Source organism: Burkholderia sp. Bp8991, from assembly GCF_003853795.1.
GTDB lineage: Bacteria > Pseudomonadota > Gammaproteobacteria > Burkholderiales > Burkholderiaceae > Burkholderia.
On record NZ_QTQJ01000009.1, the window covers coordinates 232,730 to 248,685 of the forward strand.

General features: G+C 67.0%; 13 protein-coding genes. 4 read left to right on the top strand and 9 right to left on the bottom strand.

The annotated features are described in order from the left end of the window. Nucleotides 1–12 precede the first annotated feature (12 nt). Together DIE02_RS13380 and DIE02_RS13385 are read left to right on the top strand one after the other, a co-directional pair. A complete protein-coding gene (locus DIE02_RS13380; protein ID WP_124485426.1) occupies nucleotides 13–1,692 on the top strand; it encodes a bifunctional protein tyrosine phosphatase family protein/NAD(P)/FAD-dependent oxidoreductase in 1,680 nt (559 codons plus the stop codon). An 18-nt stretch (nucleotides 1,693–1,710) separates the two neighbouring features. Continuing rightward, nucleotides 1,711–2,517, top strand: coding sequence for a sulfite exporter TauE/SafE family protein (locus tag DIE02_RS13385; protein ID WP_124485425.1), 807 nt, complete (start codon nucleotides 1,711–1,713; stop codon nucleotides 2,515–2,517). 96 nt (nucleotides 2,518–2,613) lie between these two features. On the opposite strand, the gene DIE02_RS13390 is transcribed toward DIE02_RS13385, so the two are convergent. The 4 genes from DIE02_RS13390 to DIE02_RS13405 form a co-directional block, all read right to left on the bottom strand. After that, nucleotides 2,614–3,435 (bottom strand): ABC transporter permease subunit, encoded by an 822-nt coding sequence (locus tag DIE02_RS13390; protein WP_124485424.1) that lies wholly within the window; start codon nucleotides 3,433–3,435, stop codon nucleotides 2,614–2,616. Next, nucleotides 3,432–4,361: an ABC transporter permease subunit gene (locus DIE02_RS13395; RefSeq protein ID WP_044848264.1), complete on the bottom strand. Its 930-nt coding sequence runs from the start codon at nucleotides 4,359–4,361 to the stop codon at nucleotides 3,432–3,434. The genes DIE02_RS13390 and DIE02_RS13395 overlap by 4 nt, the downstream gene beginning before the upstream one ends. Beyond that, on the bottom strand, nucleotides 4,358–5,518 hold the full coding sequence (locus tag DIE02_RS13400) for an ABC transporter ATP-binding protein (protein WP_124485423.1): 1,161 nt from the start codon (nucleotides 5,516–5,518) through the stop codon (nucleotides 4,358–4,360). Before DIE02_RS13400 ends, DIE02_RS13395 begins: the two co-directional genes overlap by 4 nt. 86 nt (nucleotides 5,519–5,604) lie before the next feature. Further along, complete coding sequence (locus DIE02_RS13405; protein WP_124485422.1) at nucleotides 5,605–6,699, bottom strand: polyamine ABC transporter substrate-binding protein; 1,095 nt, start codon at nucleotides 6,697–6,699, stop codon at nucleotides 5,605–5,607. A 535-nt stretch (nucleotides 6,700–7,234) separates the two neighbouring features. On the opposite strand from DIE02_RS13405, the gene DIE02_RS13410 reads away from it, so the two are divergent. Further along, nucleotides 7,235–7,438, top strand: coding sequence for a DUF1289 domain-containing protein (locus DIE02_RS13410; protein ID WP_027784516.1), 204 nt, complete (start codon nucleotides 7,235–7,237; stop codon nucleotides 7,436–7,438). A 75-nt stretch (nucleotides 7,439–7,513) separates the two neighbouring features. Here DIE02_RS13410 and DIE02_RS13415 read toward each other — a convergent pair whose 3' ends face one another. From DIE02_RS13415 to DIE02_RS13425, 3 genes are all read right to left on the bottom strand, one after another. Further along, on the bottom strand, nucleotides 7,514–8,155 hold the full coding sequence (locus DIE02_RS13415) for an OmpW family protein (protein ID WP_044848916.1): 642 nt from the start codon (nucleotides 8,153–8,155) through the stop codon (nucleotides 7,514–7,516). A gap of 65 nt (nucleotides 8,156–8,220) precedes the next feature. Next, complete coding sequence (locus DIE02_RS13420) at nucleotides 8,221–9,411, bottom strand: nitronate monooxygenase family protein (RefSeq protein WP_124485421.1); 1,191 nt, start codon at nucleotides 9,409–9,411, stop codon at nucleotides 8,221–8,223. A gap of 128 nt (nucleotides 9,412–9,539) precedes the next feature. Then, complete coding sequence (locus DIE02_RS13425) at nucleotides 9,540–10,976, bottom strand: aldehyde dehydrogenase family protein (RefSeq protein WP_124485420.1); 1,437 nt, start codon at nucleotides 10,974–10,976, stop codon at nucleotides 9,540–9,542. A 268-nt stretch (nucleotides 10,977–11,244) separates the two neighbouring features. Between DIE02_RS13425 and DIE02_RS13430 the strand changes: the two genes are divergently transcribed. Next, the gene (locus tag DIE02_RS13430; protein ID WP_044848913.1) at nucleotides 11,245–11,610 is read left to right on the top strand and encodes a hypothetical protein; all 366 of its coding nucleotides are present in this window, start codon (nucleotides 11,245–11,247) and stop codon (nucleotides 11,608–11,610) included. A 243-nt stretch (nucleotides 11,611–11,853) separates the two neighbouring features. Here the strand turns inward: DIE02_RS13430 and DIE02_RS13435 are convergent, their stop codons facing one another. Then, nucleotides 11,854–13,446 (bottom strand): ABC-F family ATPase, encoded by a 1,593-nt coding sequence (locus tag DIE02_RS13435; protein WP_044848912.1) that lies wholly within the window; start codon nucleotides 13,444–13,446, stop codon nucleotides 11,854–11,856. A 133-nt stretch (nucleotides 13,447–13,579) separates the two neighbouring features. Next, nucleotides 13,580–15,886, bottom strand: a complete 2,307-nt coding sequence (locus DIE02_RS13440; protein WP_124485419.1) for an AsmA family protein — start codon at nucleotides 15,884–15,886, stop codon at nucleotides 13,580–13,582. Nucleotides 15,887–15,956: the final 70 nt, after the last annotated feature.

Sequence of the window (15,956 nt, forward strand, 5' to 3'; positions counted from 1 at the left end):
AGAACCCCCGACATGACCATCCGCCCGCTGACCGACCTGCTGTCGGTCTCGCCCCAGATCGCCGCGACCGACCTGCCCGCGCTGCACGCGGCCGGCATCCGCACGATCGTCTGCAACCGCCCCGACGGCGAAGGCGCCGACCAGCCGACCGTCGCCGAGATCCGCGCCGCCGCCGCGCCGCTCGGCATCGCCGTGCACTACCTGCCCGTCGACACCGGCAAGGTCACCGACGACCAGGCCGCGCAGTTCGGCACGCTCGTCGCGTCGCTCGCCGGCCCGGTACTCGCGTACTGCCGCAGCGGCACGCGTTCGGCGACGCTGTGGGCGCTCTCGCAGGCAGGCCGTCGCCCGGCCGGCGACATCGTCGCGATCGCCGCCACGGCCGGCTACGACCTCGGCGCGCTCGCACCGCGTCTCACGCGAGATCTCGCGCAAGACGGCCGCCAGGCCGCGCCGGCCGTCGACGCGCGGCACGACATCGTGATCGTCGGCGCGGGTGCGGCCGGCGTCGCGGTCGCGTCGAGCCTGCTGGCACGCGACGCATCGCTCGATATCGCGGTGATCGACCCGGCCGATACGCACTACTACCAGCCGGGCTGGACGATGGTCGGCGCGGGCGTGTTCCGGCCCGACACGACCGCGCGCCCGATCGTCGACCTGCTGCCGCGCGGCGTGAAATGGATCCGGGCCGCCGTCGCCGGCTTCGAGCCCGACACGCACACGGTGGTGCTCGACGGCTGCCGGCGCATCGGCTACCTCAAGCTGGTCGTGTGCCCGGGCCTCAAGCTCGACTGGCACGCGATCGACGGCCTCGCTCAAACGCTCGGCCGCAACGGCGTCACGTCGAACTATCGCTACGATCTCGCGCCGTACACGTGGGAACTGGTGCAGGCGTTCCGCGGCGGCAATGCGCTGTTCACGCAGCCGCCGATGCCGATCAAGTGCGCGGGCGCCCCGCAAAAGGCGATGTACCTGTCGTGCGATCACTGGCGGCGCGCGGGCCGCCTCGGTGCCGCGAACGTCGAGTTCCTGAACGCGGGCGGCGCGCTGTTCGGGGTCGCCGATTACGTGCCCGCGCTGATGGAGTACGTGAAACGCTACGACATCGCGCTGTCGTTCGGCCACAACCTCGTCGCGATCGACGGGCCGGCGCGGCGCGCGACGTTCAAGCGCGCGCTGCCCGACGGCGGCACGGAAACCGTCGAGCGCCCGTTCGACATGATCCACGTCGTGCCGCCGCAGAAGGCGCCCGATTTCGTGCGCGCGAGCCCGCTCGCCGACGCGGCCGGCTGGATCGACGTCGATCCGGCGACGCTGCGGCACAAGCAGTTCGCGGACATCTTCGCGCTCGGCGACGTCACCAACACGACCAATGCGAAAACCGCCGCCGCGGCCCGCAAGCAGGCGCCCGTCGTCGCGCACAACGTGCTCGCGTCGCTGGGCCGCGCGCGCGGCGACGCCGCGTACGACGGCTACGGCTCGTGCCCGCTCACCGTCGAGCGCGGCAAGATCGTGCTCGCGGAATTCCTGTACGGCGGCAAGGTCGCGCCGACCTTCCCCGCGTGGCTGATCGACGGCCGGCGCCCGTCGCGGCTCGCGTGGCTGCTCAAGGAGCGCGTGCTGCCGCCGCTCTACTGGAAGGCGATGCTCAAGGGCCGCGAATGGCTCGCGAAGCCCGCGATCGCACGTTGACCGGAATCCGATGACACCATGCTGATTTCCCTCGTACTCGGCAGTCTCGTCGGCGCCGTGCTCGGCCTCACCGGTGCGGGCGGCGGCATTCTCGCGGTGCCCGCGCTCGTCGTCGGGATGGGCTGGCCGATGCAGCAGGCCACGCCCGTCGCGCTCGTCGCGGTCGCGGGCAGCGCCGCGCTCGGCGCGCTCGAAGGGTTTCGCCGCGGGCTCGTGCGCTATCGCGCGGCGCTGCTGATGGCCGTCGCCGGCGTGCCGCTCACGACGCTCGGCGTGAAGCTCGCGCACGTGCTGCCGCAACGCGTGCTGCTGGCGCTGTTCGCGCTGACGATGCTGGTCGTCGCGGGCCGCCTGCTGCGGCAGGCGCTGCGTCATGCGCCCGGCGACGCGGACGCGTCGCCGCTGTGCGTCGGCCGCGTGAATCCCGACACGGGCCGGCTCGTCTGGTCGTGGCCGGTCGGGCTCGCGCTCGCGTCGACCGGCGCGGTGACGGGGCTGATGACGGGCTTGCTCGGTGTCGGCGGCGGTTTCGTGATCGTGCCGATGCTGCGCAAGTTCACGAACGTGTCGATGCACGGCGTGGTCGCGACGTCGCTGATGGTGATCGCGCTGGTCGGCACCGGCGGCGTGTTCGCGACGCTCGTGTCGGGCACGCGCGCGCCGCTCGACATGATGCTGTGGTTCACGGTCGCGACGGCAATCGGAATGGCGATCGGCCGCAGCGCGTCCCGGCACCTGTCCGCGCGGCACGTGCAGGCCGGCTTCGCTGCGGTGCTCGTGTGCGTGGCGCTCGGGTTGCTCGCGAAGGCGGCGTTCGGCGCATAAGCCGCACGCGGCGCGCACACCAGACAAAACGCCCGGGCCGACTCGTCATCGGCACCGGGCGTGGTTCGTTGCGTCGGCAACCTGAGCGCGAGCGCGTCAGGCGGCGAACGCGGCCATCCGCTTGCGTTCCTGGCGCAGCATCACGAAGTTCGCGATCACGACGCCCGCCGTCACCGCGACGATGAACAGCGTCGCGAGCGCATTCATCTCCGGGTTCAGGCCGAGGCGCACGCGCGAGAACACGACGAGCGGCAGCGTCGTCGAGCCGGGGCCCGACAGGAACGCCGACAGCACGAGGTCGTCGATCGACAGCGTGAACGACAGCAGCCAGCCCGCGATCAGCGCCTGCGAGATCAGCGGCAGCGTGATCGTGAAGAACACCTTCAGCGGCGTCGCGCCGAGATCGAGCGCCGCTTCCTCGAGCGACGGGTTCAACTCGCGCACGCGCGACTGCACGATGATCGCGACGTACGAGATGCACAGCATCACGTGGCCCAGCCAGATCGTGAACACGCCGCGCTCGGCGGGCCAGCCGATCCACTTCGCGAGCTCGATGAACAGCAGCAGCAGCGAGATCCCCTGGATCACCTCGGGGATCACCAGCGGCGCGTTGATCATTCCGCTGAACAGCGCAAAGCCGCGAAAGCGCCCCATCCGCGCGAGCACGAAGCCGGCCCACGTGCCGATGAACACCGACGCGAACGCGGTCAGCACGCCGATCTTCAGCGACAGCCACGCGGCCGTCAGCAGCTCGTCGTCCTCCGCGAGCGCCGAGTACCAGCGGAACGAGAAGCCCGACCACACGGTGACGAGCTTCGACTCGTTGAACGAATAGACGATCAGGCTGATGATCGGGATGTACAGGAACGCGAAGCCGGCGAACAGCGCCGCGAACTGCAGGTAACGATTCGGCTTCATCGACGGCGGCCCTCCTGCTCCTTCGCCTGGAAGTGCTGGAACATCGCCATCGGCACGAGCAGCAGCAGCACCATCGCGCAGGTCACGGCCGACGCCATCGGCCAGTCTGCGTTGTTGAAGAACTCGTTCCACATCACGCGGCCGATCATCAGCGTGTTCGCGCCGCCGAGCAGTTCCGGAATCACGTACTCACCGACCGCCGGAATGAACACCAGCAGGCAGCCCGCGATGATCCCGTTCTTCGACAGCGGCAGCGTGATCTGCACGAACGCCTTCCACGGCTTCGCACCGAGATCGTACGCGGCTTCGAGCAGGCGCAGGTCCATCTTCACGAGATGCGCGTACAGCGGCATCACGAGGAACGGCAGGTACGAATACACCATCCCGATGTACACCGCGTAGTTCGTGCGGTACAACTCGATCGGCGTATGGGTCAGGCCGATCCACATCAGGAAGTTGTTCAGGAGCCCGTTGTTCTTCAGGATCCCGATCCACGCGTACACGCGGATCAGGAACGACGTCCAGAACGGCAGCATCACACCCATCATCAGCAGGTTGCGGGTCGCCGGGTTCGAACGCGCGATGTAGTACGCCATCGGATAACCGATCAGCAGGCACAGCAGCGTCGTGATCGCCGCGACCACCACCGAATTCACGTAGGTCGCGAAATACAGGCTGTCGGTGAGCAGGAACGCGTAGTGCGACAGGTTCAGCGCGATGTGCACCACGCCGTCCGCGTACGACGCGAGTTCCGTATACGGCGGGATGCCGAGCTGCAGCTCCGCGAAGCTGATCTTCACGACCAGCACGAACGGCACCAGGAAGAACAGCACGAGCCACGTGTACGGCCCCGCGACGACCGCCGAGCCACCGGTCAGGTTGAAGCGTCGCACCGGCCATGCGAGCAGGGACTTGAGCGTGCTCATGACGTCAGCACCACGCCGGCCGTCGCGCTCCAGCGCACGTAGATCTCGTCGCCGAGCGCCGGCGTGTCGAGCTCGGAAATCGCGAGGCTCGACACGTTCGCGATCACCGTCTTGCCCGCGTCGAGCTTCACGTGATACAGCGAGTAGCCGCCCATGTACGCGACGTTGGTGATCTTGCCGTGCGCCCAGTTGAACGCGCCTTCGGGCGGCTTGCGCGTGAGCGCGATCCGCTCGGGGCGCACTGACACCGTGACCGGCATCCCGAGCGGGCCCGTGATCCCGTGGCTCACGTACAGCCGGCTCGGCAGCTCCGGCGATTCGATGTACACGTAATCGGGTTCGTCCTCGACGGTGACGCCTTCGAACAGGTTGGTCGAGCCGATGAACTCGGCCGAGAAGCGGCTGTTCGGATATTCGTAGACTTCGTTCGGCGAGCCGATCTGCACGATCTGCCCTTCGCTCATCACGGCGAGCCGGTTCGCCATCGTCATCGCCTCTTCCTGGTCGTGCGTGACCATGATGCAGGTGACGCCGACCTTGTTCAGGATGTTGACGAGCTCGATCTGCGTGCGCTGGCGGATCTGCTTGTCGAGCGCCGACATCGGCTCGTCGAGCAGCAGCACCTTCGGGCGCTTGACGAGCGAACGCGCGAGCGCGACGCGCTGCTGCTGGCCGCCCGACAGCTGGTGCGGCTTGCGCTTCGCGTACTTGCTCATCTGCACGAGCTCGAGCGCCGCGGCGACGCGCTCCTTCAGCTCCACCTTCGGCGTGCCTTCCTGCTTCAGGCCGTAGGCGACGTTCGATTCGACCGACATGTGCGGGAACAGCGCATACGACTGGAACATCATGTTCACGGGCCGCTTGTACGGCGGCATCTGTGCGAGGTCCTCGCCGTCGATCAGGATCTTGCCCGACGTGACCGTCTCGAGGCCCGCCAGCATGCGCAGCAGCGTCGACTTGCCGGAACCCGAGCTGCCGAGCAGCGCGAACAGCTCACCCTGGCGCACCGTCAGGTTCACGTTGCGCACCACTTCGGTGTCGCCGAATTTCTTGACGACGTCGACGATCTGGACAAAATTCTCGGCGCGCGTATCGGCGCCGGACGAAGGAACGAAGGACGGTGCGCCCGCGACCGGCGCACCCGACTGGCTATTCATGATGTGCTGCTTCTCTCCTGCGTTTGACGAACAAAGCCCCCGGGGACACCAGGGGCTTCATGACTGCTGGCTGACTCCGGCTCGCTTCAGCGGCCCGATTTCAGCTCGGTCCACAGACGCGTCTGCAGACGCTGGATTTCAGGCGGCAGCGGCTTGAGCAGGAACAGCGTCTTCACGACGTCGGCCGGCGGATAGACGGCCGGATCGTTCGCGACGTCGGGCCGCACGTACTTGCGCGACTCGGCGTTCGCGCTCGGGTAGTACACGGCGTTCGTGATCGCCGCGTGCACCTTCGGATCCTCAATGTAGTTGATCCACTGCAGCGCGGCGTCCTTGTTCTTCGCGTCCTTCGGGATCGCCATCACGTCGAACCAGACCGGCGCGCCGCCCTTCGGAATGTAGTACTCGACCTTGTACGGCTTCTTCGCCTCGATCGCGCGATGCTTCGCGATCACGACGTCGCCCGACCAGCCGAATGCGAAGCAGATGTCGCCGCCGACCAGATCGTTGATGTAGCCCGACGAGTTGAACTGCGTGATGTACGGGCGGATCTTCTTCAGCACCTCCATCGCGGCCTTGTAGTCGGCCGGGTTCGTGCTCATCGGATCCTTGCCGATGTAGTGCAGCGCCGCCGCGAACATCTGGTCCGGCGCGTCGAGCACCGACACGCCGCAGGTCTTCAGCTTCGAGATGTTTTCCGGCTTGAACAGGATGTCCCAGTTGTCGAGCGGGACCTTGCCGAGCGCCTGCTGCGCCTTCGTCAGGTTGTATGCGAGACCGGTCGTGCCGTACGCCCAGGGCACCGAGTACTTGTTGCCCGGGTCCGCACCGGCGACGAGCGCCATCAGTTGCGGATCGAGGTACTTGAGGTTCGGCAGCTTCGACTTGTCGAGCGGCGTGAAGATGCCGGCGGCGATCTGCTTGCCCGCGTAGTTGCTGGTCGGCACGACGATGTCGTAGCCCGAGCTGCCCGTCAGCAGCTTCGCCTGCAGCGTGTCGTCGCTGTCGTAATTGTCGTAGCGGACCTTGATGCCCGCCTGCTTCTCGAAGTTCGGGATCGTGTCCTTCGCAATGTAGTCCGACCAGTTATAGACATTGAGCTGCGTATCCTTCGCCGCCGCCGCCGATGCACCCACGCACAGCGCGAGCGCTGCGAACCGGCCCACTACGTTTGCTTTCATCCCGTTCTCCCTCCGGCCGGACCGCTTGTCCGGCTGCCGTCTGCCTCGTCATGGCGGCGCGTTCCGGCACGCCGCCCCTCGAAAACCCCGAACGCTACCACCATTCGCGCTCCGTCACAAAAAAATCATGCCCGTGTCGCGCAAACGGAACAGATTCCCGCCGCCGGCCGCTCGGGCGGCCCGCGCAGCGGGGCGTTCCGGGGGAATTCTATCGGGTAATCGGCGTCTGTCCATCGGGAAAAGAAAGCGGTGGGGAAACCGCGTGCCGCATGCAGCACAAGCGGCCCGCGCGACGCGCGGTGCATGCGGCCGTTTCACCGGGGAAATCGCGACACGGTGCGCCACGCGCCGCGCCCTGTCCGGCACGGCGGGCCAGCCGTCGCCGACGGCGATCCGGCCATCGTCCGGCCGTTCGGCCGACCGGCCGCACCGTCACGGCAACGCGACCGTACGGCACGCTAGCGGCGTCCGCCGGCTGCCCCGTCCCGATGCATTAAAATGACGCCCTGACGATCTCACTGCGCGAACCCTCCCGATGGCCTCCAATCTCCACGACCTGCCCGACAGCCCCTGCATCGGCGTGTGCTCGACCCTCTTCGACGAAGTCTGCAAGGGCTGCGGCCGCACGGCCGGCGAAGTGTCGAACTGGGTGTTCCTGAGCGACGACGAGAAGCGGGCCGTGTGGGAGCGCATTACGCGCGAAGGCACCGCGATGCGCTTCCAGTACGACAAGCTGTAAACCGGCCGCACAAAAAAAGAGCGGCATGCCGACTGCCATGCCGCCAACCCCAACTCTGTTCTTATCCGCGAACCGTTAGAACTTCATCCCGACGCCCACGCCGACGATCAGCGGATCGATGTGCAGCGTGCCGATGCCCTTGTCGCCGAGCGTCGCATCGGTGCTCATCCAGATCTTCTTCACGTCGACGTTCATGAACACCTTCTTCGTCAACTGCACGTCGACGCCGAATTGCAGCGCCGGACCGAAGCTGCTCTTGTTGATCGACACGCCTTCCCCGCCGACGTTGAGCCCGTTGTTGTAGAAGTACGTGTAGTTCAGGCCCGCGCCGACGTACGGACGCACCTTGCCGGCATGGTTGAAGTGGTACTGCAGCAGCAGCGTCGGCGGCAGCACGCCCACGCCGCCGAGATTGCCGAGGCTCGACGTCATCTGGTGCCGCGACGTGCCGAGGATCAGCTCCACGCCCAGGTAGTCGCGGATCATGTAGGTGAAGTCGAGCTCCGGCACGATCGCGTTGTTCACGCCGGTATTGATCGCGCCGAGCGTGTCGCTCGCGCGCTCGTTCGGCTGGATGCTGATCGCGCGCAGGCGGACCAGTACGTCACCCTGGTTGATCCCGTCGCCCGGCGACGCCGCGTGCGACAGCGTGGGCATCGTGACCAGACTCGCCGCGACGGCGGCAGCGGTGACACATGTTCGAATCGTTTTATGCATGGTAAAGACCCCTGAAGAATGCATTCCATTTTCCTCGTAGGGTCTTTTCGTCGTTTTGATATCCGTCAAGCCAGCGTAAACCTCGGACGGTTTGTCGCAGTCGCCGCGGCACGGCCCGTCAGCAGCAGGTCGAGCAGATCGCGCACGCTGCGGATCGCGTTGCCGAACGGCAGCGCTTCGTGGCCGCGGAAGAACAGGCCGTTCGCGACGTCGCCCCGCAACGCGGCCGCGAGCCGCGTGTCGATGCAGAAATGACCGAACTTTTCGATGCCGTCGCGCAGCCCGCAGACGCTCAGGCACTCGAGCGCGGTCGGGCAGCGCTGCCTGAACGCGCCGAGCTTGTCGCGAATGCGCGTTTCGTTGCGCAGGTAACGATCGAGCCACGGTGTCTTCACCGCGCGCGCCGGCAGCCCCGTCACGCTGACGAATTCGACGATGTCGTCGGGCAGCGCGTCGGCCAGTACGCGCTTGAAGTTCGGATGCGCGTCACCTTCCTCCGTCACCGCGAACGGCGTTCCGACCTGCACGCCGTTCGCGCCGGCCGCGAGCGCCGCACGCACCGAGTCGTGACTGTTGATCCCGCCCGCGACGATCAGCGGGATCGTGTCGCGCGCCAGGCCGAGCGACGCCATCACCTGCGCGGCCTCGTCGAGCACGCGCGCGAAATCGAAGCGCGCATCGTGCATGTCGTCGATCTGCGTGACCCCGAGGTGGCCGCCCGCATGCGCGGGATGCTCGATCACCATCGCATCCGGCAGCCGCCCCTTCTTCATCCACTTCTTCAGCACCAGCGCGATCCCGCGGCTGTCCGACAGGATCGGGATCAGCGCGATGTCGCGCCCCTGCGTGAGATCGGGCAGATCGAGCGGCAGGCCCGCGCCCATCACGATCGCGTCCGCGCCTTCGTCGCACGCGACGCGCACGTAGTCCGCATGCGTGCGCACCGCCTTCATCACGTTGACCGCGATCATCCCGCGGCCTTCGCCGTAAGTCTTCGCGAGACGAATCTCGCGCGCGAGCGCGTCGAGGTTCGCGGCCTCGATCGTCGCGCGGTCGGGATTCGCGCGACAGCGCGCGAGCAGGTCCGCGTGGTGGTGACGCAGGTCGATGCTCGCGATCGTGCCGAGCGCGCCTTCGCGCGCGACGCTGCCCGCGAGGCGGTGCGCGGAGATGCCGACGCCCATGCCGCCCTGCACCACGGGCAGCAACGCGCGGCCGCGAATCGTGAGCGGCGGGAAGGAAGTGCGTGCGGTCATCTGAACCTCGTCGAAACATCGGAAATCGGAAACGCGATGATCGACGATCCACCGACGCGCATCTTGACGGCCGTCAATAAAAAAACGGCACGCGAGCGTGCCGTTTCGGGTCAGGCGGGGTGCGACGCTCAGGCCGGATTCGCCGGCTTGAGCTGCATCGACTTGTATTCGAGATACTCTTCGAGCCCGTACACACCGTTCTCGCGGCCGTGCCCCGACTGCTTGTAGCCGCCGAACGGCGCGGCGCTGTTCCACGTGCCGCCGTTGATGTCGACCTGCCCCGTGCGGATGCGGCGCGCGACGCGCATCGCGCGTTCGTCGCTGCCCGCCCACACCGCGCCGCCGAGCCCATAAGGCGAATCGTTCGCGATGCGCACGGCTTCGTCTTCGTCGCGATACGTGATGATCGACAGCACCGGCCCGAAGATTTCTTCCTGCGCGATCGTCGATTTCGGATCGACGCGGCCGAACACCGTCGGCTTCACGAAGAAGCCCTTCGCGAGCCCTTCCGGCAGGCCCGTGCCGCCCGTCACGAGTTCCGCGCCGTCGTCGATCCCGCGCTGGATGTAGGCCTGCACGCGCTGCTGCTGCGCGGCCGATGCGAGTGCGCCGAGGCGCGTCGTTTCCTGGCGCGGGTCGCCCGCGACATACGCTTCGGCCGCCGCCTTCGCGAGCGCGCGCGCCTCGTCGTAGCGCGCTTCCGGCACCAGCATCCGCGTGTGCGCCGAACAGGTCTGGCCCGCGTTCAGGTAGCACGCGTTGACCGTGCCCTTCACCGCCGTCGCGAAATCGGCATCGTCGAGAATCACCGACGCCGACTTGCCGCCCAGTTCGAGCGCGACGCGCTTCACGCCCGCGGCCGCGAGTTCGGCAACGCGCTTGCCGGCGCGCGTCGAACCCGTGAACGACACCATGTCGACGTCCGGATCGGTCGCCAGCACCTCGCCGACGACCGGGCCGTAACCGCATACGAGGTTGAACACGCCCGGCGGCAGGCCCGCTTCGTGAATCGCCTCCGCGAGCATGAACGCGTTGAGCGGCGCGACTTCGGATGGCTTCAGGACGACCGTGCAGCCGGCCGCAAGCGCCGGCGCGACCTTCAGCGTGACCTGGTTGAGCGGGTAGTTCCACGGCGTGATCGCCGCGACGACGCCGACCGGCTCGCGCACCACCAGCGAGTTGCCGACCGTCGCCTCGAATTCGAACGATTCGGCGAGTTTCGCGTACGCCTTCCAGTTGTAGATCGGGCCGCCGACCTGGATCGCACGCGACAGCTTGATCGGCATCCCGACTTCGCCGGTGATCGACTGCGCGAGTTCCTCGCTGCGCGCCTGCAGACGCTCGACGATCTTGCGCAGGTAGCCCGCGCGCGTCGCGGCCGGGGTCGCGGCCCACGCGTCGAACGCCGCGCGCGCCGCGCGGATCGCGTCCTGCGCGTCCGAGGCCGTGCCCTCCGGAATCCGGCCGATCACGGCCTCGGTGCCCGAGTCGATCACGTCGATCGTGCCCGTTCCGGCCGGCTTGCGCCATGCACCGTCGATGTAGAACTGGTTGTAGATTTTCATCGCTTCCTGTCTCCCGGAAAACGGCCATTCTAACGAGTGTGGCGCCGCCCGGCGATGACGCCGGACCAGACCGCGAGCGCCGCCGAACGGTCCGCACGGGCGCCGGCGAGCGGGTGCCGGATACCGGACGCCCGCGGCTGCGGCATCCGCGCCACGCCGGCACGCCACGAGGCCGCACGACGTGGCCCGCATCGTGCTATGTTTTTAGTATCGGCGCCGGCCGCTGCAGGCCGCGCCACCCGGAATCGATGCCTTCGTGAGCGCTGCCATGACCGACGCATCCCATATCCTCGGCTCGCAAGATCGCCTGGAGCTGCTGTGCTGGCTCACCTGCGGCAATCTCGGCGCGTTTTACCTGAACGAAACCTGGCCGGACGCATCGTTCCAGGTGCAGGCCGCACACCGCTGGCTCGACCGCCATCACCGGCAGGCCGACTGGCTCGCGATCGCGAAGCTGGCCGCACTGGCGCAGGACATCGCCAAGCGGCACGCCGACTTCGTCGACGCGTCGTGGGCGCGTGACGCGGTCGAGGAAATCGTCGATACCGACGATCTCGATTACCGGGCGAAACTCGTGCAATGGGTGTACGAAGACTGCTGCAAGGCGCTCGCCGACAAACGGCTCGCGGATTGACACGACGGCACTGGGCGGCGGGCGAGATGATGCGCCTGTTGCGGTCGCGGCGGCTGCCGGCCGGAAACGGCGCCGCCGCGTCGAATCGTCATCGAGGGTGCCGCACCCGACCTGACATTTTCCCTTCAATGGCCGTCGTGCCGATCCGGTAACGGCGAACATCTGCCCGGATACGAAAAAACCCGCCAGGCTTGCACCTGGCGGGCTTCCGGTACATCAGGTCGGGCATGGCCGCCCGGGCAATTACTCCTGCCCCTGACTCGTCAGGAACTCCTCGTAATTCCCGCCGAAGTCGAACAGCGTGCCGTCCGTGCGCACTTCGATGATCCGGTTCGCCAGCCCGCTCACGAATTCGCGGTCGTGCGACACGAAGATCAGCGTGCCTTCGAACTGCTCGAGCGCGATCTGCAGCGACTCGATCGACTCCATGTCCATGTGGTTGGTCGGCTCGTCCATCAGCAGCACGTTGTGGCGGCCGAGCATCAGCTTGCCCCAGATCATGCGGCCCTTCTCGCCGCCCGACAGCACCTTCACCGACTTCTTGATGTCGTCCGACGAGAACAGCAGGCGGCCCAGCGTGCCGCGCACCATCGTTTCGTCGTCGCCGTCCTTGCGGTACTGGTCGATCCAGTCCATCAGCGTGATGTCGTTCGGGAACTCCTCGTACGTATCCTGCGGCATGTAGCCGACATTCGCGTTCTCCGACCACTTCACCGTGCCGTGATCGAGCTGCAGCGCGCCGAGCAGCGAACGCAGCAGCGTCGTCTTGCCCGCGCCGTTCTCGCCGATGATCGCGATGCGCTCGCCCGGCTGCACCGACAGGTTGAAGTTCTGGAAGATCGTGCGCTCGTACTTCTTCGTGATGTCTTCGGCGACCACCGCGACGTTGTGCAGCTTCTTCTCGAACTCGAAGCGGATGAACGGGTTCTGACGCGACGACGGCTTGAATTCCTCGATCTTGATCTTGTCGATCTGCTTCGCGCGGCTCGTTGCCTGGCGGGCCTTCGACTTGTTCGCCGAGAAGCGGCGCACGAAGTCCTGCAGCTCGGCGACGCGTTCCTTCGCGCGCGCGTTCGCCGCGGCCTGGCGCTCGCGCGCCTGTGCCGACGCGAGCATGTAGTCGTCGTAGTTGCCCGGCCAGACCTTCAGCGTGCCGTAGTCCATGTCGGCCATGTGCGTGCACACCGAGTTCAGGAAGTGACGATCGTGCGAGATGATGATCATCGTCGAGTTGTACTCGTTGAGCGTGTGCTCGAGCCAACGGATCGAGTTGATGTCCAGGTTGTTGGTCGGTTCGTCGAGCAGCAGCACGTCCGGCTTCGAGAACAGCGCCTGCGCAAGCAGCACGCGCAGCTTCCAGCCCGGCGCAACGTCGGCCATCGTGCCGTTGTGGAACTTCTCCTCGATGCCGATGCCGAGCAGCAGCGCGCCCGCGCGCGCCTCGGCGTCGTAGCCGCCGTATTCGGCGAACTTGCCTTCGAGCTCGGCCGCGTGCATGTAGTCGTCGTCGGTGGCTTCCGGGTTCGCGTAGATCGCGTCGCGCTCGGTCATCGCGGCCCACATTTCGGTGTGGCCCATCATCACGACGTCGAGCACGCGTACGTCTTCGTACGCGAACTGGTCCTGGCGCAGCTTGCCCAGGCGCACGTTCGGCTCCAGCGCGACGTTGCCGGCGCTCGGCTCGAGGTCGCCGCCCAGGATCTTCATGAAGGTCGACTTGCCGCAGCCGTTCGCGCCGATCAGACCATAGCGGTTGCCCTCGCCGAATTTGACCGAGATATTCTCGAACAAGGGCTTCGGCCCGAATTGCATCGTGATGTTGGCAGTAGAAAGCACGGCAGGTCCCGTAAGAGAGAAATCGACGGAAAACCGTGTATTTTAGCAGGTGTCGGAGAAACTGCCGACCGCACTGTTCCGGCCCCGCCAGCCGGGCCGCCGCGCGCGGCGCCGGCGCCTCCCTTCGGGGCCCCTACTTGCCTTCCTTCACCGCGCGCTTCTGCGCCGCCTTCTCCTTCATTTGCCCGAACAGCTCCGCGCACGGCACGTCGCGGTTGTTGCTCGGCGCGATCAGCGGAACCAGCGCCGCGAACGGGTTGATCAGGCCGAGCCCGACCATCGCGCCGGCGCGCAGCGCGAGCGCGCCCGCGTCGACGCCGACCTTCGGGTTCTTGAACGTGCCCTTCGCATACAGCGGCGAGCGCAGCGAGAAGACCCGGAAACCCTTCGTGTGCGGGTGGATCTTCAGGTCGATCGATTCGTCGCGCAGGTTGACCGGGCCGTCGACGTTGATCAGCGCATCGTCCGTATCGAGCGCGAACACCTTGGGGTCGAGCATCCCGTCGGTCGCGACAAAGTCGATCGCCGCGCAGTTGATGTTCACGTCGCGGGTGCCGAACAGCTTCTCGTAGACGACGTTCGCGACGTTCAGCCCCGCCGCCTCCATCAGCAGCAGGCTGATGCGGCCATCCGTGATGAGCGCCTTCACTTCGCCGGTCGAGGTACCCGCGAGCGCGGCCGGCGAGTTGCCGGTCGCCGACAGCGACGCATCGCCGTTGATCTCGCCGAGCGCGGTCTGCATCACCTTCTGCGTCGGGAACAGCTGCTTGAGCCTCAGGTGACGCGCGGACAGCGTGAAGCGGCCCTTGAGCGGCGTGCGGCTGCCGTCCAGATGCGCGGTGGTCGCGAGCGTGCCGCCCGCGACGCCGAACTTCAGCGGCTCGAGTGTCAGCACGCCGTCCTGCAGCAGAACGTGCGTGTACAGGTCGGTAATCGGCAGCTGCGGGCTCTTGATCAGCTTGCGGCCGGTGAACTTCACGTCCGCGTCGATCGCGCTCCAGCGCTCGGTGCGGAACCTCGAAACCGGCAGCACGCGGTCCGGCGGCTGGCGCGTCGTGTCGCCGCGCTTGGCCTTGCTCGCGGCCGTGTCGGCGCCGATCACCGGCGCGAGGTCGGAGAACTGCAGCAGTTTCGACTCGAGCTCGCCCGACAGCTTCGGCCGCGGCTCGCGCTGCGCCCAGGTGAGCGTACCGCGCAGATCGCTGCCGCCCACGCGGCCGTTGAAGTCCTCGTAGCGGAACGTGCTGGCGTTCTGCTTGATGTTGCCGATCAGCCGCCCTTCGGTCGCATACGGCGGCGTGTCGGGCAGCGTGATGCCGGTAATCTGGTAGAGGTGCGACATCGACGTGCCCTGCAGCCATAACCGCAGGTCGAGCGCCGCGAGATGCATCGGGTCGGTCAGCGTACCGACGATCGCGAGCCGCGTGTCGCCGGCCTTCACGTCGGCCTGCAGCGGGAACGGCTGCGTCGACTTCTCGATCGCCAGCACGCCGCCCACCTTGCCGGTGCCGCTGATCGGCACGTTCTTGTAGCGGCCGTCGACCTTGAGCCCGAACGCATAGGTCGGGCCGGACGGCTTCGCGGGCGCGGCGGCCGCCGACGCACCGGATGCACCTGACGCACCACTCGCGCCGGATGCCGGCGGGGCCGTCGATGCAGAGGAAACCGAAGTAGCCGGAGCGGCGCCGGACACTCCCGACGCCGCAACGGCAGACGCCCCGCTCGCCGCCTGCGGCGCCGACGCACCCGATGCGGCTTCCGCATTCGCCTTCGCGCTCAATTGCGCGGCGCCGTGCTTGCCGACGCGCTGGGCCGATGCCGCACGCGACGTCTGTTCCTGTTCCTTCAGCACGTCGCCGAGCGGAATCGGCTGGCCGAGCGTATCGATCGCGACCGTGAGATCGGCCTTCGTGATCGCATCGCGATACGTGACGATGCCCTTCGCGAACCCGAAGCTGTCGAGCCGCACCTTCCACGGCGACGGTTGCGCGGATTGCTTGAACTGGAAGGTCCACGTATTGCGGCCGTCGGCGAGCCGCTCGAGGTCGACCGCGGGATTGACGACATCGATCGACGGAATGACGATTTCGTGCGCGAGGAGCGGCAGGATGGCGAGATCGAAATGCGCGGCATCGACCGTGGCGAACCTGGGCCCCTTCGCCCAGTCCGGATTGCCGATCTCGAGTTGCGTGGCCGAGAAGCTCGGCCAGGGAACCCATGCGCGCCAGCCGGTCTCGCCGTCCGGGCGACGCCAGCCGACCTTGAGATCGCCGTTGATCGCAAACGAACGGCCAAGCGCGGTACTCACATGTTCGTTGACCCACGGTTTCGCGCGGTTCCAGTCGAACGTGACGATAAAAATGCCGGCGGCCGCGATGATCAGTGCGACGATGCAGACGATCCATGCAGCCGATTTGCCGATGGCTCGGGCTAGCGTCATGGCGATTCCGTTGTTGTTATGCAGAATGTGCACGCCATGTCGGGCCACGTGCGTGAATGAACGAAGCACG